Origin of the sequence: Pseudomonas sp. Irchel s3b5, from assembly GCF_900187435.1 — a bacterium.
Classification (GTDB): Bacteria; Pseudomonadota; Gammaproteobacteria; order Pseudomonadales; family Pseudomonadaceae; genus Aquipseudomonas.
This window is the reverse complement of record NZ_FYDY01000006.1, coordinates 211,310-229,063: the sequence shown is the minus strand read 5'-3', so window position 1 is coordinate 229,063 and position 17,754 is coordinate 211,310. Positions and strand designations below refer to the sequence as shown.

At 59.6% G+C, this 17,754-nt stretch carries 22 protein-coding genes; 11 read left to right on the top strand and 11 right to left on the bottom strand.

The window, feature by feature from the left end; genetic code table 11:
• Positions 1-161: 161 nt before the first annotated feature.
• The gene (locus CKW15_RS09750) at positions 162-1,655 is read right to left on the bottom strand and encodes a YifB family Mg chelatase-like AAA ATPase (protein ID WP_095152079.1); all 1,494 of its coding nucleotides are present in this window, start codon (positions 1,653-1,655) and stop codon (positions 162-164) included.
• Positions 1,656-1,883: 228 nt separating this feature from the next.
• On the opposite strand from CKW15_RS09750, the gene CKW15_RS09745 reads away from it, so the two are divergent.
• On the top strand, positions 1,884-2,162 hold the full coding sequence (locus CKW15_RS09745) for a type II toxin-antitoxin system RelE/ParE family toxin (protein WP_095057591.1): 279 nt from the start codon (positions 1,884-1,886) through the stop codon (positions 2,160-2,162).
• Positions 2,163-2,170: 8 nt separating this feature from the next.
• Complete coding sequence (locus CKW15_RS09740; protein WP_095057590.1) at positions 2,171-2,476, top strand: HigA family addiction module antitoxin; 306 nt, start codon at positions 2,171-2,173, stop codon at positions 2,474-2,476.
• A gap of 155 nt (positions 2,477-2,631) precedes the next feature.
• On the opposite strand, the gene CKW15_RS09735 is transcribed toward CKW15_RS09740, so the two are convergent.
• A complete protein-coding gene (locus CKW15_RS09735; protein WP_095057589.1) occupies positions 2,632-2,892 on the bottom strand; it encodes an accessory factor UbiK family protein in 261 nt (86 codons plus the stop codon).
• Positions 2,893-3,301: 409 nt separating this feature from the next.
• Here CKW15_RS09735 and glnK point away from each other — a divergent pair, with 409 nt between their 5' ends.
• The 4 genes from glnK (at position 3,302) to sutA (ending at position 6,081) form a co-directional block, all read left to right on the top strand.
• The gene (glnK, locus tag CKW15_RS09730; RefSeq protein WP_002555808.1) at positions 3,302-3,640 is read left to right on the top strand and encodes a P-II family nitrogen regulator; all 339 of its coding nucleotides are present in this window, start codon (positions 3,302-3,304) and stop codon (positions 3,638-3,640) included.
• Positions 3,641-3,675: 35 nt separating this feature from the next.
• Positions 3,676-5,013: an ammonium transporter gene (locus CKW15_RS09725; protein ID WP_095057588.1), complete on the top strand. Its 1,338-nt coding sequence runs from the start codon at positions 3,676-3,678 to the stop codon at positions 5,011-5,013.
• Positions 5,014-5,227: 214 nt separating this feature from the next.
• Positions 5,228-5,653 carry a secondary thiamine-phosphate synthase enzyme YjbQ gene (locus tag CKW15_RS09720; RefSeq protein ID WP_095057587.1) on the top strand — a complete coding sequence of 142 codons (426 nt, stop codon included), beginning with the start codon at positions 5,228-5,230 and terminating at the stop codon, positions 5,651-5,653.
• Positions 5,654-5,754: 101 nt separating this feature from the next.
• Positions 5,755-6,081, top strand: coding sequence for a transcriptional regulator SutA (sutA, locus tag CKW15_RS09715; RefSeq protein WP_095057586.1), 327 nt, complete (start codon positions 5,755-5,757; stop codon positions 6,079-6,081).
• Positions 6,082-6,252: 171 nt separating this feature from the next.
• Here sutA and CKW15_RS09710 read toward each other — a convergent pair whose 3' ends face one another.
• Genes CKW15_RS09710 through CKW15_RS09685 form a run of 6 tightly spaced genes read right to left on the bottom strand, consistent with a single transcriptional unit; the run spans position 6,253 to position 10,874 of the window.
• The gene (locus CKW15_RS09710) at positions 6,253-6,969 is read right to left on the bottom strand and encodes an HAD family hydrolase (protein WP_095057585.1); all 717 of its coding nucleotides are present in this window, start codon (positions 6,967-6,969) and stop codon (positions 6,253-6,255) included.
• Entirely contained in the window at positions 6,966-7,865 is a 900-nt protein-coding gene (gene xerC / locus CKW15_RS09705) for a tyrosine recombinase XerC (protein ID WP_095057584.1), read from the bottom strand. The genes CKW15_RS09710 and xerC overlap by 4 nt, the downstream gene beginning before the upstream one ends.
• Positions 7,866-7,867: 2 nt before the next feature.
• On the bottom strand, positions 7,868-8,593 hold the full coding sequence (locus tag CKW15_RS09700) for a DUF484 family protein (RefSeq protein ID WP_095057583.1): 726 nt from the start codon (positions 8,591-8,593) through the stop codon (positions 7,868-7,870).
• A gap of 13 nt (positions 8,594-8,606) precedes the next feature.
• Positions 8,607-9,437: a diaminopimelate epimerase gene (dapF, locus tag CKW15_RS09695; RefSeq protein ID WP_095057582.1), complete on the bottom strand. Its 831-nt coding sequence runs from the start codon at positions 9,435-9,437 to the stop codon at positions 8,607-8,609.
• 3 nt (positions 9,438-9,440) lie between these two features.
• Positions 9,441-10,688: a diaminopimelate decarboxylase gene (gene lysA / locus CKW15_RS09690; protein ID WP_095152078.1), complete on the bottom strand. Its 1,248-nt coding sequence runs from the start codon at positions 10,686-10,688 to the stop codon at positions 9,441-9,443.
• 9 nt (positions 10,689-10,697) lie between these two features.
• A complete protein-coding gene (locus tag CKW15_RS09685; RefSeq protein ID WP_095057580.1) occupies positions 10,698-10,874 on the bottom strand; it encodes a lipoprotein in 177 nt (58 codons plus the stop codon).
• A gap of 209 nt (positions 10,875-11,083) precedes the next feature.
• Here CKW15_RS09685 and cyaY point away from each other — a divergent pair, with 209 nt between their 5' ends.
• From cyaY to rnk, 3 genes are all read left to right on the top strand, one after another.
• A complete protein-coding gene (gene cyaY / locus CKW15_RS09680; protein WP_095057579.1) occupies positions 11,084-11,416 on the top strand; it encodes an iron donor protein CyaY in 333 nt (110 codons plus the stop codon).
• Positions 11,417-11,420: 4 nt separating this feature from the next.
• Positions 11,421-11,645: a DUF1289 domain-containing protein gene (locus CKW15_RS09675; protein WP_095057578.1), complete on the top strand. Its 225-nt coding sequence runs from the start codon at positions 11,421-11,423 to the stop codon at positions 11,643-11,645.
• Between the two features lie 126 nt (positions 11,646-11,771).
• Positions 11,772-12,182, top strand: a complete 411-nt coding sequence (rnk, locus tag CKW15_RS09665) for a nucleoside diphosphate kinase regulator (RefSeq protein WP_095057576.1) — start codon at positions 11,772-11,774, stop codon at positions 12,180-12,182.
• A 5-nt stretch (positions 12,183-12,187) separates the two neighbouring features.
• Here the strand turns inward: rnk and CKW15_RS09660 are convergent, their stop codons facing one another.
• From CKW15_RS09660 to CKW15_RS09650, 3 genes are all read right to left on the bottom strand, one after another.
• Entirely contained in the window at positions 12,188-15,034 is a 2,847-nt protein-coding gene (locus CKW15_RS09660; RefSeq protein WP_095057575.1) for a class I adenylate cyclase, read from the bottom strand.
• A 193-nt stretch (positions 15,035-15,227) separates the two neighbouring features.
• Positions 15,228-15,473, bottom strand: coding sequence for a TIGR02647 family protein (locus CKW15_RS09655; protein ID WP_095057574.1), 246 nt, complete (start codon positions 15,471-15,473; stop codon positions 15,228-15,230).
• Between the two features lie 330 nt (positions 15,474-15,803).
• Positions 15,804-16,088, bottom strand: coding sequence for a hypothetical protein (locus tag CKW15_RS09650; protein ID WP_053163768.1), 285 nt, complete (start codon positions 16,086-16,088; stop codon positions 15,804-15,806).
• A gap of 124 nt (positions 16,089-16,212) precedes the next feature.
• Here CKW15_RS09650 and CKW15_RS09645 point away from each other — a divergent pair, with 124 nt between their 5' ends.
• The gene (locus tag CKW15_RS09645) at positions 16,213-16,872 is read left to right on the top strand and encodes a glutathione S-transferase family protein (RefSeq protein ID WP_095057573.1); all 660 of its coding nucleotides are present in this window, start codon (positions 16,213-16,215) and stop codon (positions 16,870-16,872) included.
• 181 nt (positions 16,873-17,053) lie between these two features.
• Entirely contained in the window at positions 17,054-17,728 is a 675-nt protein-coding gene (locus CKW15_RS09640) for a glutathione S-transferase family protein (protein ID WP_095057572.1), read from the top strand.
• The last annotated feature ends 26 nt before the right edge of the window (positions 17,729-17,754 follow it).

Here is a 17,754-nt window from a genome sequence, read left to right as displayed (position 1 = left end):
TTATTAAACCTGATGAATCGTTTCATTCGTCATGATTGGAGTTCACCGCTCAAGGACGTGGATCCATTTTTCATCGAACTCAACGGTCGTGGCGGTCTGGGCTGGAGCGCCCGCATCAGCGGCCACTCGATTGAGTGCCGAAGATTGGGTGAAAGAGCAGATCAGTTGGTGCTCGGCCGATACTGCAGCGCCTCAGCCAGATGATCGCGGGTGATGCCTTCAACTTGCTCCAGGTCCGCCAGGGTCCGTGAGACTTTAAGCAGTCGATGGGCCGCTCGCAGCGACAAGGTCAATCGCTCACATGCCGTTTCCAGCCAGGTTTCGTCGGCTGTGGATAACTTGCAGTGTTCGCGCAGGCCCGGCAGATCAAGGAAAGCGTTCGCGCAGCCCTGGCGTTTTTGTTGTCGCTCTCGGGCGTTGGCAACCAGCACTGCGGCTGTTGCGGTGTCATCACCGGGTTTCAGCGCAGGGTTCAACGCTGTGGCTTCCCGAGCGACGGTCAAGTGCAGGTCGATTCGGTCCAGCAGCGGTCCCGACAGTTTGTTGCGGTAACGCTGGACCATGTCCGGTGTACAACTGCATTTGCCGCTGGGCTCGCCAAGATATCCACAGGGGCACGGGTTCATCGCGGCAACCAATTGGAAACGGGCCGGGAAGCGGACACGATCCTTGGCGCGGGAGATTACGATCTGACCGGACTCAAGCGGCTCCCTTAACACCTCCAACACCTTGCGATCGAATTCGGGAAGTTCGTCGAGAAATAGAACGCCATGATGGGCGAGGGTTATTTCACCGGGTTGCGGTTTCGAGCCGCCGCCGACCAATGCCGGCCCGGAAGCGGAATGGTGGGGTTGGCGGAATGGTCTTTGCGGCCATTGGCTCAATGGCACGCAACTGGTAACGGATTGAATGGCTGCGACTTCAAGAGCTTCATTTTCGGCCAGCGGTGGAAGCAAACCCGGTAAACGACTCGCCAACAGCGTTTTCCCCGTCCCCGGCGGTCCGCTGAGCAAGAGGTTGTGAGCCCCCGCCGCTGCAATCAGCAAAGCGCGCTTGGCCGAGAGTTGGCCCTGCACTTCATTCAAGTCAGGATAGGGTTTGCTGGCATAGAGCAAGCCGTTGGAGACATAAGGCTCAATCGGTGTATGCCCATTGAAATGCGCAACGGCCTCAAGCAGATGATCCACCGCAATCACTTTCAGTCCCGAGGCCAGGCACGCTTCCTCGGCGTTAGCTCGCGGCACCATCAACCAGCGCCCGGCCTTGCGTGCCGCCAGCGCCGCCGGCAGAACCCCACGAACCGCCCGCACTGCGCCCGAGAGCGCCAACTCCCCAAGGCATTCCACATCATCGAGCGTCAACGTCGGCACCTGCACACTGGCCGAGAGAATCCCCAGGGCAATCGCCAGATCGAACCGTCCGCCATCCTTGGGCAAATCCGCAGGCGCCAGATTCAAGGTGATCCGTCGTGCCGGAAATTGCAGCCCCGAATTGATGATCGCGCTGCGTACCCGGTCTTTGCTTTCCTTCACGGCGGCCTCGGGCAAGCCGACCATGGTCAGCGACGGCAGGCCGTTGGCCAGGTGAACTTCTACGGTGACGGCAGGCGCATCCACACCCACCTGGGCGCGGCTGTGGACGATGGAGAGGGACATGGTCGTTCCTTGAAATGACGGGAGCCGCTTCCTGCGGTTTTTTCAAGGGTAGTCATAAGTGCCGGTATCAGAGGCTGCAAACCTTCGCAGAATGTTGCTGAACGTCCAGCGCCTGAAAAGCTGCACGTAGTCCATTTCCTAAAGTCTGGAGGAACAAGGGGGGTGAGGTTGTCTTTATGAGCACTCGATATACACTGAAGATTAATGCATAACGTTAAGCTTTAAATTCTGATCGTTAGCTTTAAGTGTTCTGAGACCGAGTACCTGTTTCGCAACGGTAAGACCCGTATGTGGTCAGCCATTCTGAGTGTCGTGGAACGAAAGATGACGATGCTTGATGCCGCTGCGGTGCTGATAGACCTTCGATCCCCGCCGGGCAATCGCTTAGAGACATTGGAGGGAAATCGAAAAGGTCAGCACAGCATCCGCATCAACGCTCAATGGCGAATTTGCTTCATCTGGGGGCCTAACGGACCAGAGAATGTCGAAATCGTCGATTATCACTGAGGTGAGTAATGACTAAGAATGGTATGCGCCCGGTACACCCTGGCGAGATCCTCAAGGAGGAATACCTGGAGCCCCTGAGCCTTACGGCTGCAGCATTGGCCAGAGCGTTGAGCGTTTCGACGCCCACGGTGAACGATATCGTGCTCCAGCGTCGAGGCGTCAGCGCTGATATGGCTCTACGGCTATCTATCTGCCTGGACACGACCCCGGAGTTTTGGCTGAACCTGCAATCGACCTACGATCTGCGTAAAACCGAGATCGAGCGAGGGGCTGCGATCCGGGATCAGGTTGAGCGGCTTCCACACTGCGCCTGATTGTGCCAAAGATTGATTGAACCCCACGTCAGAACTTGGGGTTTTTTGTCTTCAGAGTGCGTGAAAAGATCGCAGCTTTCGGCAGCTCCAAGTGAAGCGCAAGGTCGTTCCGACCTTCAATCGTGAGTAGGCTCGCTCCCACAGGGATCGTAGTGTTATTCGGTTGGTGGAGTGAGCTTCGCTTCAAGCTCGGCCACTTTCGCTTCGAGGCTTTCCAGCCGGGCGCGGGTACGCGCCAGCACCACCATCTGACTATCGAACTCTTCCCGGCTCACCAGATCCAGTTTGCTGAAGCCGCTCTGCAGCAACATTTTGAACTGACTTTCGATTTCGGCTTTCGGCAGCGGGGTGTCGCCGCTGAAGAGGCGGGAGGCGGTGCCGGTGAGGGCGTCGAGGAAGTCTTTGGGCGCGAGCATGGGCGATGTCCTGGTAACGATGGCGGGCAGTGTATCACGCAGTGTCTATAGTGAATTTCGTGGGTAGGGGATGCACGCTTTTCGCGCATGGGGACGGACGGTCGCGCACCGTTGTTGTGCGTATCGCGCCGGGTGTTGCGGCGAAGTCGCTGCCATCTGCGGGCAAAGGCTTGAAAACAATCGTTTTTGTGGAGATGGCAAGGTTTCTGCTTAGACGCTAGTGACCCATGCACTGATGCAGTCGCTGTGACGAATGCAGTGCGCCAAGCGAAGCGGGGGGAGTGTTTCGTGAGGGGCGTCGGACGGGCAGGTCAGGGCCGACGATGCGTTACAAAGCCAGGCACTGCGCTTAGACTTGAGACGGGTTTGTTTTCCTGGGGCAAGTCCACCTATTCGGGAGAGAGTTTTCATGAAGCTAGTCACTGCCATCATCAAGCCGTTCAAGTTGGACGACGTGCGCGAGTCGTTGTCCGAGATCGGCGTGCAGGGCATTACCGTTACTGAAGTCAAAGGCTTCGGCCGGCAGAAGGGTCACACCGAGCTGTATCGCGGCGCGGAATACGTGGTCGATTTCCTGCCAAAGGTGAAGATTGATGTCGCCATCGACGACAAGGATCTGGACCGGGTTATCGAGGCGATAACCAAGGCGGCCAACACCGGCAAGATCGGTGACGGCAAGATCTTCGTGGTCAATCTGGAACAGGCGATTCGCATCCGTACCGGCGAAACCGATACCGACGCGATCTAAGCCGCCACAAACCCAACGCCCCAGGAGAAAACAATATGACTCTGCGTAAATTCGCAGGGCTAGGAGCCCTGTTGTCCATCGTCATGCCCAGCCTTGCTTTGGCGGCAGACGAAGTGGCGGCCCCAGTCCTCAACTCCGGCGACACCGCCTGGATGTTGACCTCGACAGCCTTGGTGCTGTTTATGACCATTCCCGGCCTCGCGCTGTTCTACGGCGGCATGGTTCGGTCGAAAAACATTCTTTCCGTGATGATGCAGTGCTTCGCCATTACCGCTCTGATCAGCGTCCTGTGGGTCATTTATGGCTACAGCATCGCGTTCGACACCACCGGTATGGAGCAGGGCGTCGTCAACTTCAACTCGTTCTTCGGCGGCATGGGCAAGGCGTTCCTTGCGGGTGTCACGCCGGCCAGCCTGACCGGTCCGGCAGCGCTGTTCCCTGAAGCCGTGTTCATCACCTTCCAGATGACCTTCGCGATCATCACCCCGGCGCTGATCGTCGGTGCGTTCGCCGAGCGGATGAAGTTCTCCGCGATGCTGATCTTCATGGCCATCTGGTTCACCCTGGTTTATGCACCTATCGCGCACATGGTCTGGGCCGGTAACGGCGGCCTGATGTGGGACTGGGGCGTGCTGGACTTTGCTGGCGGCACCGTGGTGCACATCAACGCCGGTATCGCCGGTCTGGTGGCCTGCCTGGTACTGGGCAAGCGCAAAGGCTTCCCAAGCACCCCGATGGCACCGCACAACCTTGGTTACACCCTGATGGGCGCGGCCATGCTGTGGATCGGCTGGTTCGGCTTCAACGCCGGTTCCGCTGCGGCGGCCAACGGCACCGCTGGCATGGCGATGCTGGTGACACAAATCGCAACCGCCGCCGCTGCGCTGGGCTGGATGCTCGCCGAGTGGCTCACCCACGGTAAACCGAGTGCACTGGGTATCGCTTCGGGTGTGGTTGCCGGTCTGGTCGCCGTTACTCCGGCTGCCGGCACCGTTGGCCCGATGGGTGCGCTGGTGATCGGTCTGGCTGCGGGCGTGGTCTGCTTCTTCTGCGCCACCACCCTGAAACGCAAGCTCGGTTACGACGATTCCCTGGACGCCTTCGGTGTGCACGGTATCGGCGGTATTCTCGGCGCGATCCTGACCGGTGTGTTCGCTGCACCGTCGATGGGTGGCTTCGGCACCGTGACCGACATCGCCGCACAAGTGTGGATTCAGTGCAAAGGCGTAGGCTTCACGGTGATCTACACCGCGATCGCCACCTTCGTCATTCTCAAGGTGCTGGACGCGGTCATGGGCCTGCGCATCACCGAAGAAGAAGAGGCTGTCGGCATCGATCTGGCGCTTCACAACGAGCGCGGCTACAACGTGTAAGCATGCGTACAAAAAATTTGCCCGGCTTGCCGGGCATTTTTTTGTCTGGAATTTGTCGTTGAAGGCTGAGCTGAAAGGTTTTTTCCTACAGGTTTGATGGTGTTTGCGTCGGGTGATTTTGTACGGCCAAAGGCTTACAGGATTGAAGGAATATTAGGGCCTTTGTTTTTTCCCAGAGCGCGCTAGAATGCGCCCCGAACGTGCGGAGAACTGTATGTGGCAACAGACTCTGATTACCCTGCGGGCGAGGCCCCGGGGCTTTCATCTGGTAACGGACGAGTTACTCGCCGGTTTGCCTGAACTCAAGGCATATCGGGTCGGTCTGTTGCACCTGTGGCTACAGCATACCTCGGCCTCGTTGACCATCAACGAGAACGCCGATCCGGCGGTACGTCGCGACTTCGAACGATTTTTCAATCGTCTGATCCCACAAGGAACAGACGGCTATGAGCACAACGACGAAGGCCTGGACGACCTCCCGGCGCACTTCAAAGCCAGCGTGCTTGGTTGTCAGCTGAGTTTGCCGATTTCGGCAGGTCGACTGGCAATAGGGACCTGGCAAGGCGTTTATCTGGGCGAGCACCGCGACCATGGCGGTGCCCGTAAAGTCCTCGCCACCGTTCACGGTGAAGGGGCGTAACCGCTGGTCACCAGCGGCTGTTGATTTTTTTCCGGCAACCTTCGACAGAAGGCAAAGCTGGGCTATAACTAATCTGCTTTTCGCAAGTCATGAGGTAGAACATGAGCGACGATGATCTGGAAAACGACGACCTCGAAGTAGGCGACGAAGACGAGGCCGAAGAAGGCCTGGAAGCAGCGGCGGAAGACGTTGCTGACGACGATGGCGGTGACGACACCCCGGCCCCGGCTGCCAAAGGCAAAGCCAAGGCTGCGGTATCGGTCGATGAACTGCCGAGCGTCGAAGCCAAGAACAAGGAACGCGATGCTCTCGCGCGGGCCATGGAGGAGTTTTTGGCCAAGGGTGGCAAGGTGCAGGAAGTGGAGGCCAATGTGGTCGCCGATCCGCCCAAGAAGCCTGATAACAAGTACGGCAGCCGGCCTATCTGAGCCTGCTTTCTGCTTGCTGAAAAAGCCCGCCGTCGCTGCGGGCTTTTTCGTGCCTGAAACAAAACCCTCAGGCCTGACGCAATTTCTGTAGGAGCCGGCTTGCTGGCGATGGCAACAAGTCAGTCTATATCGATGTTGAATGATAAAGCGCAATCGCCAGCAAGCCGGCTCCTACAGATTCGATGTTGCGCCGGTATTCCATCGCGTTAACAGTGTCGGCAACTCGGTCAAACTGCGGATTTCTGCGTCTGGTAACCGGTCCGCTTCCCAGACCTTCCCCGCCGGGTTGAACCAGATCGCCCGCAATCCAGCCTGCTGCGCACCGGCAATGTCGTCACCGGGATGATCGCCGATGTGCACCGCCGTTTCGGCCGTTGCACCTCCGCGTTGCAGAGCCTCATGGAACAGTCGTGCATCGGGTTTGGCGATGCCGATGTCTTCGGCGCACAGCGCAAACTTGAAGTAATCCGCCAGTCCCAGGCGACGCACATCGGCGTTGCCGTTGGTGACCACGCCGAGGGCGTAATGGTTGGCCAGCGCTTCCAGGGTCGGTTGTACCTCGGGGAAGATGTCCAGTTGATGCCGGGCATGCAGGAACACTTCAAAGCTCTTGTCCGCCAGATCCGACGCCTCGCCATGTCCGTAGCCAGCGCCTTCCAGCGCGTGGAACAAGACCCGGCGACGCAGCGCACTGATGCGGTGCTTGAGGCTCGGTTCGTTAGCCAGCACCCGTTCGCGGATCGACCACAGATGCTCTACCGGCACCGCCCCCAGATTGGGTGCGTGCTCGGTCAGCCATTCACGCAAAACGGCTTCGGCGCTGACGATGACCGGGGCGGTGTCCCACAGGGTGTCGTCGAGGTCGAAGGTGATCAACTGAATGCTCATGAATCGTCGCCCTTAATGCGTTTGGCCCGTGGATGGGCGCTGTCGTAGACCGTGGCCAGATGCTGGAAGTCCAGGTGGGTGTAAATCTGGGTGGTCTTGATGTCCGAGTGGCCGAGCAGTTCCTGTACCGCACGCAGGTCCTGGGAGGACTCCAGCAAATGGCTGGCGAAGGAGTGCCGCAACATGTGCGGGTGCAGGTTTTGCCCCAGTTCGCGTTCACCGGCAGCCTTGACCCGCACCTGAATCGCCCGCGGGCCGAGACGCCGGCCTTGCTGGCTGATAAACACCGCATCGTCCGCCGGATTGGCCATGGCCCGCAGTGGCAGCCACTGCTCCAGCGCCTCGCGAGCCTTTTTGCCAACAGGCAGCAACCGGGTCTTGCTGCCCTTGCCGAGCACCTGGACCATACCGTCAGCAAGATCGAGTTGATCGAGGTTGAGCCCCGTCAGCTCAGACAGGCGCAGGCCCGAGGAGTAGAACAACTCCAGAATCGCCTGATCCCGGCGAGCCAGAAAGTCATCCTCCACACCCCCTTCCAGCAGTTGCAGTGCGCGGTCGGTGTCGAGGGTTTTCGGCAAGCGTCGTTCGCCTTTCGGCGGCGCGAGGCCGTTGGCCGGGTCGTGGTCGCACAGGCCTTCGCGGTTCAGGTAGTGATAGAGCCCGCGAACGGCCGACAGCAAGCGCGCCAGGCTGCGGGACGATTGACCTTGGGCGTGAAGGCGGGCGATCAGGCTGCGCAGGCGCTGGATGTCGAGCGCTGTCCAGCTGTCGATGTTCTGTTTGACGCACCAGCCCAGCACTTTGTCGAGGTCGCGGCGGTAGGCCGACAGCGTGTGCGGCGACACCTGCCGCTCACTGCGCAGGTGTTCGCAGTAAGCGTCCAGTTGCCGTTCCATGCTCAGCGTACCGAGCGCAGGGAGCTGTTGACCCGTGGCAGCACGCGGCCCATGACTTCGGCGATGTAACTCAGGAACAAGGTGCCGACCGAGCTTTTGTAGTGCTGCGGGTCACGACTGGCGATGGCCAGGATGCCGTGGATGCCTTGATGGCTGATGGCGACGACGGCGGTGGAACCGATCTGCTTGCGCTGCTCTTCGCCGAACAGGAAGTCCAGTTCATGCTCGCGCAGGCTGCCGCTGACGCTTTTGTCTTCGGTGAGCAAGCCGCCGATGGCTACTTGTGCTTCGGCGTGGGTGGCCCAGCGGCCCACCGGCATGGCGTTGTCGCCGAGCAGGATGAGGCTGACAAAGGGCACCTGGAAGTCCTGGCGCAGGCTGTCTTCGACGCAAATCACCACGTCTTCCAGGCTGGCAGCATCCATCAACGCGAGGATCAGGCGACGGGTCTTTTCGAACAGGCGGTCGTTGTCGCGGGCCACATCCATCAAGTGCGAAAGGCGATGACGCAGCTCAATGTTGCGGTCGCGCAGAATGGTCATCTGGCGCTCCACCAGCGATATGGTGTCACCGCGCCGATGGGGGATGCGCATCGCCGGAAGCAGTTCTTCGTGCTCGACGAAGAAATCCGGATGAGCCTCGAGGTACGCGGCAACAGCCGCCGCCTCCAGGTTCTCGGACGCTGATTCGTCGGCTTGTTGTGCGGGTGCCTGAGGCTTATCGGTCATGGATTTCGCTCACTCAAAGACGCACTTGTCCTTCATATACGCGGACTGCCGGGCCGGTCATCATCACCGGTTGGCCAGGGCCTGCCCATTCGATGGACAGACGCCCGCCGGGCAGGTCGATCAATAGCGGCGAATCCATCCACCCCTGGCTGATCGCAGCCACTGCAGCGGCGCAGGCACCGGTTCCGCAGGCCTGGGTTTCCCCGGCCCCGCGCTCCCAGACACGCAGCTGCGCACGGTTGCGGTCGATGACCTGGAGAAAACCGACATTGACCCGCGCCGGGAAGCGCGGGTGATGTTCGATTTTCGGCCCCAGTTCATGCACCGGTGCATTGTTGATGTCGCTGACCCGCACCACGGCATGGGGGTTGCCCATGGACACGGCGGCCAGGTCGACCGTTGTGCCGGCGACATCGAGCTGATAGCTCAGGGCCTGCTCCGGTGCCTGGAACGGAATATCCGCCGGTACCAGGCGCGGGGCGCCCATGTTGACGCTGATCTGGCCGTCGTTGCGCACATCCAGTTCGATGACGCCGCTTTTGGTCTCGACGCGGATCTGCCGTTTTGCGGTCAGGCGCTTGTCGAGTACGAAGCGGGCGAAACAACGCGCACCATTGCCGCATTGCTCCACTTCGGAACCGTCGGAGTTGAAGATCCGATAGCGGAAATCCACGTCCGGGTTGCTCGGTGCTTCGACGATCAGCAACTGGTCGAAACCGATGCCGGTGTGCCGATCGCCCCATTGCTTGGCATGCTTGGGCAAAATATGCGCGTGCTGGCTGACCAGGTCGAGGACCATGAAGTCATTGCCCAGGCCGTGCATTTTGGTAAAACGCAGCAGCATGGCTTACTCCGGCAGCAGGCTTTCGCCAGCAAACAACTCGGCTACCGTTTCACGGCGACGCACTTCGATTGCCTGATCACCGACCACCAACACTTCAGCGGCACGGCCACGGGTGTTGTAGTTGGAACTCATGACAAACCCATAGGCGCCGGCCGAATGCACGGCCAGCAGATCGCCTTCTTCCAGCGCGAGCTGACGGTCCTTGGCCAGGAAGTCGCCGGTCTCGCAGATCGGGCCGACGATGTCGTAGGCGCGGGCAGCGGTGGTGCGCGGGCGCACGGCAGTGACGTCCATCCAGGCTTGATACAGCGCCGGGCGGATCAGGTCGTTCATGGCCGCATCGACGATGGCGAAATCTTTGTGCTCGGTGTGCTTGAGGTACTCGACCTGGGTCAGCAGCACGCCGGCATTGGCGACGATGAAGCGGCCCGGTTCGAACACCAGCGCCAGGTCGCGACCGTCGAGACGCTCGCGCACAGCTTTGATGTAGTCGGCAGCCAGTGGCGGCTCTTCGTCTTTGTAACGCACACCCAGGCCACCACCGAGATCGATGTGGCGCAGATAGATGCCGCAATCGCCGAGGCGGTCGACCAGGCCCAGCAGGCGGTCGAGGGCATCGATGAACGGCGGCAGGGTGGTCAGTTGCGAACCGATGTGGCAATCGACACCGACCACTTCCAGGTTCGGCAATTGCGCAGCACGTACGTACACGTCTTCGGCGTCAGCGATGGCGATGCCGAACTTGTTCTCTTTGAGACCGGTGGAAATGTACGGGTGGGTGCCGGCATCGACGTCCGGGTTCACGCGCAGCGAGATCGGCGCGCGAACGCCCAGTTCGGCGGCGACCACTTGCAGGCGTTCGAGCTCGTCGGTGGATTCGACGTTGAAGCAGTGCACACCGACTTCCAGGGCGCGACGCATGTCGTCACGGGTCTTGCCGACACCGGAGAACACGATCTTGTCGGCGCTGCCGCCAGCGGCCAGTACGCGTTCCAGCTCACCACGGGAGACAATGTCGAAACCGGCGCCCAAACGCGCCAGGACATTCAGTACGCCCAGGTTGGAGTTGGCCTTGACCGCAAAGCACACCAGGTGCGGCATGCCGGCCAACGCATCGGCGTAAGCCAGGTATTGGGCTTCGATGTGCGCGCGCGAGTAAACGTAGGTCGGTGTACCAAAGCGCTCGGCGATGGCAGACAGGGCAACACCTTCCGCGAACAATTCACCGTCACGGTAGTTAAAAGCGTCCATGATGTTCCCTTATTGGTAGACGTCGTGCTTGTGTGCCTTGGAAGCAGGCTGCTGTTGCGACGATTTGGCCTGCTCGACAGGGTCCATGTTCTCGTCGGGCAGGTACAGCGGGCCTTTTTGACCACAAGCCGACAAGAGACAGGCAACCGCGACGAGCGCAGCAAGGGAAGAGATCAGGCGCTTCATGGCGAAATCCTTGAAAATGCATTAATTGCGCCGGAGTATACCGGCCACCCGACAGCTTGCCTATGCAACGGCCCACCCGTCCGGCGGGGCTTGGCTTGATGTTGGTCGGCAGGATGCAATCCCACAGGTCGTTATTCTTTGCAATCGACAAGACTCGCCCGTATCTTGCGGCGCTTGAGCCTGATCAGACAATTTTTGAGGTTGCCGCAATGAGTTTGACTGAAGCCCGTTTCCACGATCTGGTCGATGAAACCCAGGAAAAGCTGGAAGACATCTTTGACGACAGCGACCTGGATGTCGATCTGGAAAGTTCGGCCGGTGTGCTGACCGTCAAGTTCGAAAACGGCAGCCAGTTGATCTTCAGCCGCCAGGAGCCGCTGCGTCAGCTTTGGCTGGCAGCCGTGTCCGGTGGTTTCCACTTCGACTACGACGCAGAAAGCGAGCGCTGGATGTGTGACAAGAGCGAAGAGCAACTGGGCGAAATGCTCGAGCGCATCGTCAAGCAACAGGCTGACGTCGAGCTCGATTTCGAAGGCCTGTGAGATCGTGACCCAGCCAGCACCCGCCCGCCCGCCCAAGCCGCTCTACAGCAATGTCAGCCCGGCGGTCCCGTCGCCGTGCAGCGGTGTGTGTCGGCTGGATGAGCAGAAAGTCTGCCTGGGCTGCTTTCGTCATGTCGAAGACATTCGCGAATGGCGCTCGGCTGATGATGCGCGTCGTCGGGTGATTTGCGCGCAGGCTTCGCAGCGCAAACAGGGCTCCGGGCCATGACTTGTATATTTTTTGAGCTGTGATAGTGTCCGGATACGCCTCAACCCATCGAGGCTCGTGAAAACCCCGCCTTCTTCTGGCGGGGTTTTGCTTTTTTCGTGCAGAAGAAAGGAGTCTGCCCTGATCATGACCGCACCTTCCATCACCCTTACCCGTCTGGACGTACAACGTCTGGAGCGCCTGATCGACAGCCTGGACGACACGCTGCCGGGCGTTATCGCGTTGCAAACCGAACTGGATCGCGCCGATACGGTGGTCGGACACGATGAAGTGCCCGCCGATGTCGTGACCATGAACTCCCGGGTGCATTGCCGTGAAGAAGGCAGCGGCAAGGACTATCACCTGACGCTGGTCTACCCGAAGGATGCCAACGCCGACGAAGGCAAGATATCCATTCTGGCGCCTGTCGGCAGTGCGCTGCTGGGTCTGAAGGTCGGTCAGCACATCGACTGGCCGGCTCCCGGTGGCAAGACCCTGAAGCTGACCTTGCTGGAAGTCGAATCGCAACCGGCCAATGGTGGCGACTTCCCGGAATGACCCCGTCAGACCTGATCGAGCGCCTCGTTCAGTGCGCGCTCCAGGTCGGCTTTGTATCTCAAGTACAAATGAGTGGAACTTTGCGCATCACCGAGCAGGCCTGACAGGTCGAGATCGGTGATGTAGCAGCGGTAGCGTTCGGTTTCCCGGCGCTGCCCGACGATTTCCCGGGCGACCACGCTGAACAGCTGGCCGCCGTGCTCAAGCTCCGAAAACTCCCGTTGATTGCAATACAGCGTGACCTGCACCTGATCGGGTGCGGCCTTGCCGATGATCGCCTGGACATCGTAGAACGGTTTATTGACCGGGGTTTGCGGTGTAGGTCGGGCTTCAATCCGGCGTGCCCGTCCCGGACCCGACGGCAACAGTTGGCAATACAACGTGTCCAGGTTCAGGGGCTGGGTTGTTTCCATTGGCAACGAGGCTTCGCGCCGATACTGGATCGATTGCAGGAAGCGCTGCAGCGGCACCAGCAGGCTTTGTTCGTCGTGCCAGGGCAAACGTTGCTGCCACAGGGCATTGAATTCATCCAGCACGTACACATCGGCCTGATCTTCATTGACCCGGTAGAACACTTGAATGCATTCCGGCTGACCTGTCGGCAGGAACAGCGCGAGGTCGTGGTCTTCCAGCGCATTCGGATCCAGGTGCAGCGGACTGAACCGCTGCCGTTCTTCGCCCAGATACTCGACCAGCGCCGGTAACGTGGCCAAGGCCATGTGCTTCACCTGGCCGGGCACCAGTTCCAGCACGTGGTAATGCTGTTGGACCTGGATCAGGTAACGGTGATTGAGCTGGCTCAGCAGCAGGTTCTGCGCGTTCTCGAGAATTTCTTCCACGCGTTGCGCGATGAATTGCGCGCGGTTGTGGCAGAAGCAACGCACCCGCAGCTTCGGTCGTTGTGATCCGACTGGCAGGTTGTTGAGGTAGTCGCACAGGCAGTCGAGCAGAGCGTGGGGACCGTCGTAGCGGCTGACCAGCACTTCGTTCCAGCTGTTGAGCGTGACCTGATCCAGGGTCAGTACGAGGTTTTCCCTGACACCGGCATAACTCAGGGAGTCGGTGCGTTCGGTGGTCATCAGGATGTTCAGGTCGCGGTGATGCTTGAGCGGATCGATCCCGATGTTGACCAGAATCAGCACTTCGCTTGGCACGCTGGCCCGCAGCAGTGGTTCCTCCGCGACAGTGGCCAGGGGCAGAGCGATGGACTGCTGGAGGCTGCCGAGCAAGTTGAACAATTCGAACTCGCTCAAGTCGCTGGTGCCGGGGTGCAGAGCCAGGCGGGTGCTGCTGTCGATCACGCCGTTGCGGTGGCACCAGGTCAGCAGCTCCAGCAAATGGCGGCTGCGTTTGATCGGCGCGAAATGCTCCCATTCCAGTGCTGTCAGGCTGCCGTTATACAAACCCCATTGATCTTGCCCCGGCTCTTTTTTGTTCGGCGCGTGCACCAGCGTCAGGGTATCTTCGGCCAGGTCCGGAGCAATGCCGGGGTTGATGATTTCGACTTTGCCGGCCTTGCGCTCGAACGCGGCATACAGGCGTCGCCCCAGGATACTGAGATCGCGTTTGTTGATCCGGCTGACCGTTTGTTCGTTGCGGGCGAACTGAGTCAGGAAGCGGTAGCTGTAATTCAGTTCGCTGACCAAGGCCCGCCGCTCAGCGCCGACCTGGCGGACTTTCCACTGGCTGCGACTGTCGAGCAAGGCCAGTTGCCGTTGGTCCCAATGCCATTCACGCGCCAACCGTTCAAGCAACGCGCGTTGCCAGCCCTGGGTTCGACCGCTGGTGCCGGTCAGTTTGCGATTGACCTTCAGATACAGCGCACGGCGCACCAACTCCAATCGTTCGGGTTCATTGCGGGCAATGAGGTATTCCTCGATGCGCCGGTAAACCACGACGTACGGGTCGAGTTCGTCGAGGTCGAGATGGTTGGCAAACACCGCTTGCTTGAAGCGCAGGCTCAGGCAATGAACCCTCGGGTGTTCGCTGGCGTAAACCTCGGTCAGCAACAGCTTGAGCACCGACTTGTAGGGCGATTCGATGCCCTTGAACAGTTGCCAGAGCCCCGCGCCGATAAATTCGCCGGGTGGTATGAACGCCAGATGCCCCAGGTCCAAGGTTTCGTCGGCGCGGATGAAACGTTTGGAAATCAGGGTGTGGGTGTAACGGTCGTAATTTGACTCTTCGTAGACCGGCACCAGCCACCAGATCGGCGTACGCCCGGCCAGCCAGATCGCGGTGCGATAAAACTCGTCCAGCAACAGATAGTGCTGGGTGGTGCCGCAATCTTCCGAACTCAGCTGGGTGTCGCGCTCACCGCGAATGAAGCGCACCGGATCGATCAGGAAGAAGTGCGCCTCGGCGCCCTGACTCGCCGCCCAGGCTTCCAGCAGCTGACATTTTTTGCGCAGCTCCGCGAGTTCGCTCTCATTCAAATCCGATCCGTGGCAGACCCAGACGTCCATGTCGCTCTGATCGGCTTGCGCCAGGGTGCCAAGGCTGCCCATCAGGAACAGGCCATGAATCGGTCGCGGCGGATTACTGCCATGGCGTGGCTTGTAGGAAAACGAGCGGGTCAGGCGCTGGGCTTCGGCCAGGAGATGGGCGTCCGGCTCGAAATTCGACAGCCCGGCCGGTGTGCTGCCCGAAACGTAACCTGGCAATAACGGGTGATTGACGTGGAAAAACAGCGGCAGCAGGGTCAGGACTGCTTGCTGGCGGGTCGACAACCCTTCCATGGCCCGGCCCAGACGGCCTTCGTTGAGTTTCAGAAAGCGTGCGCGCAGCTGGCTCAGAACCTTGCGGTCGATTCCCTCGTCCAGATCGGGGCGGATTTCATGGTTGCGGGTCATGTCAGCTCAAACCGGCTCGCAGGGCGCGGACGTGGGGCTCTTCGGATGAGGGGCAGTTTAGCGCCTAGAGCCGAGGACTTTTAAGCTGATTTTGTTTTTCTGACGTCAGATTTCTATCGGTTGGCGACAAAAAGTCAGGCGAGTGCCCGCGGAAATCCCTGGGACGGGGTTTCCGCGGGCGATGCGGCGGAATTCAGGCAGTTTCTACGGCGTTGAGAATGGTCAGCACGGTTTGCACATTTTGCGCGGCGTCACGACCCAGGCTGGTCAGGTAACCGCCATCAGGCTGGTCGGTCAGTTCTTTTTCAAAAAGGCGTTTGGCGGCGGCAATGTGTTTCGGGGCAGCGGTCTGATGAATTTTCAAACCTTCCTGGGAACTGTCCAGGTTGAAGAGTGCGAGGACTTCCAGTTCGGCAACCAACTCAGGGGTAAGCGACATAAGGACTCCAGACTTTCTTAGGAATTGGACGACAGCGCCCCTAAGGTGAGCCCACTTTCGCGGCATGTCCAGTGCTCGCGACAGGGTTTTTTCGATGGGGGCAGCGTTCCCCGGCGGGAGGCATATCACTGGGGTTGGATCAGTGTAGTCGCGGGCTGACAGGCAGCAGGACGGATTGGCAACAAATTGTGTGGGATAGGCATTTTGTGGCGAGGGAGCTTGCCTGTGGCGAGGGGGCTTGCCCCCGTTCGACTGCGCAGCAGGCGCAAAGCTTTTGGGGCCGCTGCGGCGTTCCGACAAGCGCCCTCGCCACAGTGATCGCGTCGATGCTTACTTCTTTTCCGGCGGCAATTCTGGCAATGCGCGCAGCGCTGCTTCGTACCATTCGGTATTGAACGCGCGGTCTTCTTCGAGGATCGCGTCGATTTCTACCGCCAGAACGTGAGCCATCAGATTGAGGATTTCTTCGCGCTCGTAACCCACCAGGGTCAACTTGTTGAACGTTGCCTTGGCCGCTGGCGGATTGTCGCTTTCGATCTGGTTTTCGATGGCCTGGATCAGGGTGCTTTCGGCGAACTCTTCTTCGTCGTTGTCGATATCGGTTGGCTCGCTCATGGCAGGCTCCTTGGGGAAAGGCGGCCAGTTTACCCGCATTCAGCCGCGTGATGCTGCTGGCAAGAATCCCCGCAGCGTTCTATAAACAGGCACCGCCCACCCCGCACGGCCTGGAGGCTTTGTGATGATCAAGCTTTATGGATTCTGCGTCAGCAACTACTACAACATGGTCAAACTGGCCCTGCTGGAAAAAGGCCTGCCCTTCGAAGAAGTGCCGTTTTACGCTGGTAACAGCCCTGAAGCGCTGGCCATCAGCCCGCGCGGGAAGGTCCCTGTTTTGCAGGTAGAGCAGGGCTATATCAACGAAACCAGCGTGATGCTCGAATACATCGAACAAAGCCAGAAAGGCACGCCGCTGCTGCCGAGCGATCCGTTCGAGCGCGCCCAGGTTCTTGCGCTGGCCAAGGAAATCGAACTGTACATCGAGCTGCCTGGCCGGGCCTGCTACCCGGAAGCATTTTTTGGCATGACCGTGCCGGACGCAATCAAGGAAAAAACCAAGGCTGAATTGCAGCTCGGTATGGCGGCATTGGGCAGGCACGGCAAATTCAGCCCCTACGTGGCCGGTGACAGCCTGAGCGTGGCGGATCTGTATTTCCTGTACAGCGTGCCGTTGGCTTGTGGGGTCGCCAAGAAGCTGTTTGACATAGACCTGCTGGCCGACATGCCGGCAGCCAAGGCGTTGCTGGAGCGTCTGGGGCAAAACCCGAACGTGCAGCGAGTGGCGGCGGACAGGGAGGCGGGCATGCCGGCGTTTATGGCGATGATTGCCGCCAAAAAGTAAACGAGCGGTCGGGGCCAGTGGGGGTGTCTGGAGATTTGTAATCTTTTGACCTACATGGCCCGGGCCCTTGCCTGACAGCGAGTTGAGTCAATGTCGTCGTATCAGGCAACAAACGGGCACTTTCGGGATTTCAGGCAGTGTTTACCTTGAGCATCCAACCTGCGAGGTCAAGGAGACCCCGATGCTCAAGCTCTACGGTTTTGCGGCCAGTAACTACTTCAACATGGTCAAGTTGGCGCTGCTTGAAAAAGACGTGCCATTTGAAACCGTCCCCTTCCATGGGTGCCAGAACCCGCAAATTCTCGCCGTCAGCCCGCGAGGAAAAGTGCCGGTCCTGGAAACGGAACAAGGCTTTTTAAGCGAAACCGACGCCATCCTTGATTTCATCGAAGAGACGCAGCCGGGCATTGCGCTGTTGCCCACAGACCCGTTTGCGCGGGCGGGTGTGCGGGCCTTGGCCAAGGAAATCGAGCTGTACATCGAATTACCGGCGCGAGTTTGTTATGTCGAGGTTTTTTTCGGTGGCAGGCCGACACCCCAGGCCTTGAAGGACAAGGCTGAGAGGGACTTGCTCAAGGGATTCGCTGCGCTGAAGCACCGTGCGCAGTTTGCGCCGTATGCCGCGGGGGAGCAGTTCACGTTGGCCGATCTGTATTTTCTTTACAGTGTTGATCTGGCGGTAGACGTTGGAAAGCGCTTGTTCGGTATCGACTATCTGGCTGACATGCCTGGCGCCGGGGCTTTGCTGGAGCGCCTCGCAGACAACCCCAACGTACAAAAAATCGCGGCCGACAGGCAGGCCGAAGCGCCTGCCTTTCTGGAACGGGTGCGGGCAGTGGGAAACACGAATCGTTGAAGGCACCGAGCCCGATGGATATGGCC

Excerpts from the sequence above, each read along its gene's own strand:
- CKW15_RS09740 (WP_095057590.1), top strand. The coding sequence starts at position 2,171 with ATGACTAAGAATGGTATGCGCCCGGTACACCCTGGCGAGATCCTCAAG.
- CKW15_RS09640 (WP_095057572.1), top strand. The coding sequence starts at position 17,054 with ATGCTCAAGCTCTACGGTTTTGCGGCCAGTAACTACTTCAACATGGTC.
- sutA (WP_095057586.1), top strand. The coding sequence starts at position 5,755 with ATGAGCGACGATGATCTGGAAAACGACGACCTCGAAGTAGGCGACGAA.
- CKW15_RS09720 (WP_095057587.1), top strand. The coding sequence starts at position 5,228 with ATGTGGCAACAGACTCTGATTACCCTGCGGGCGAGGCCCCGGGGCTTT.
- CKW15_RS09655 (WP_095057574.1), bottom strand. The coding sequence starts at position 15,473 with ATGTCGCTTACCCCTGAGTTGGTTGCCGAACTGGAAGTCCTCGCACTC.
- rnk (WP_095057576.1), top strand. The coding sequence starts at position 11,772 with ATGACCGCACCTTCCATCACCCTTACCCGTCTGGACGTACAACGTCTG.
- CKW15_RS09660 (WP_095057575.1), bottom strand. The coding sequence starts at position 15,034 with ATGACCCGCAACCATGAAATCCGCCCCGATCTGGACGAGGGAATCGAC.
- CKW15_RS09735 (WP_095057589.1), bottom strand. The coding sequence starts at position 2,892 with ATGCTCGCGCCCAAAGACTTCCTCGACGCCCTCACCGGCACCGCCTCC.
- dapF (WP_095057582.1), bottom strand. The coding sequence starts at position 9,437 with ATGCTGCTGCGTTTTACCAAAATGCACGGCCTGGGCAATGACTTCATG.
- CKW15_RS09650 (WP_053163768.1), bottom strand. The coding sequence starts at position 16,088 with ATGAGCGAGCCAACCGATATCGACAACGACGAAGAAGAGTTCGCCGAA.
- CKW15_RS09700 (WP_095057583.1), bottom strand. The coding sequence starts at position 8,593 with ATGACCGATAAGCCTCAGGCACCCGCACAACAAGCCGACGAATCAGCG.
- cyaY (WP_095057579.1), top strand. The coding sequence starts at position 11,084 with ATGAGTTTGACTGAAGCCCGTTTCCACGATCTGGTCGATGAAACCCAG.
- CKW15_RS09725 (WP_095057588.1), top strand. The coding sequence starts at position 3,676 with ATGACTCTGCGTAAATTCGCAGGGCTAGGAGCCCTGTTGTCCATCGTC.
- xerC (WP_095057584.1), bottom strand. The coding sequence starts at position 7,865 with ATGGAACGGCAACTGGACGCTTACTGCGAACACCTGCGCAGTGAGCGG.
- CKW15_RS09645 (WP_095057573.1), top strand. The coding sequence starts at position 16,213 with ATGATCAAGCTTTATGGATTCTGCGTCAGCAACTACTACAACATGGTC.
- CKW15_RS09685 (WP_095057580.1), bottom strand. The coding sequence starts at position 10,874 with ATGAAGCGCCTGATCTCTTCCCTTGCTGCGCTCGTCGCGGTTGCCTGT.
- CKW15_RS09710 (WP_095057585.1), bottom strand. The coding sequence starts at position 6,969 with ATGAGCATTCAGTTGATCACCTTCGACCTCGACGACACCCTGTGGGAC.
- lysA (WP_095152078.1), bottom strand. The coding sequence starts at position 10,688 with ATGGACGCTTTTAACTACCGTGACGGTGAATTGTTCGCGGAAGGTGTT.
- CKW15_RS09750 (WP_095152079.1), bottom strand. The coding sequence starts at position 1,655 with ATGTCCCTCTCCATCGTCCACAGCCGCGCCCAGGTGGGTGTGGATGCG.
- glnK (WP_002555808.1), top strand. The coding sequence starts at position 3,302 with ATGAAGCTAGTCACTGCCATCATCAAGCCGTTCAAGTTGGACGACGTG.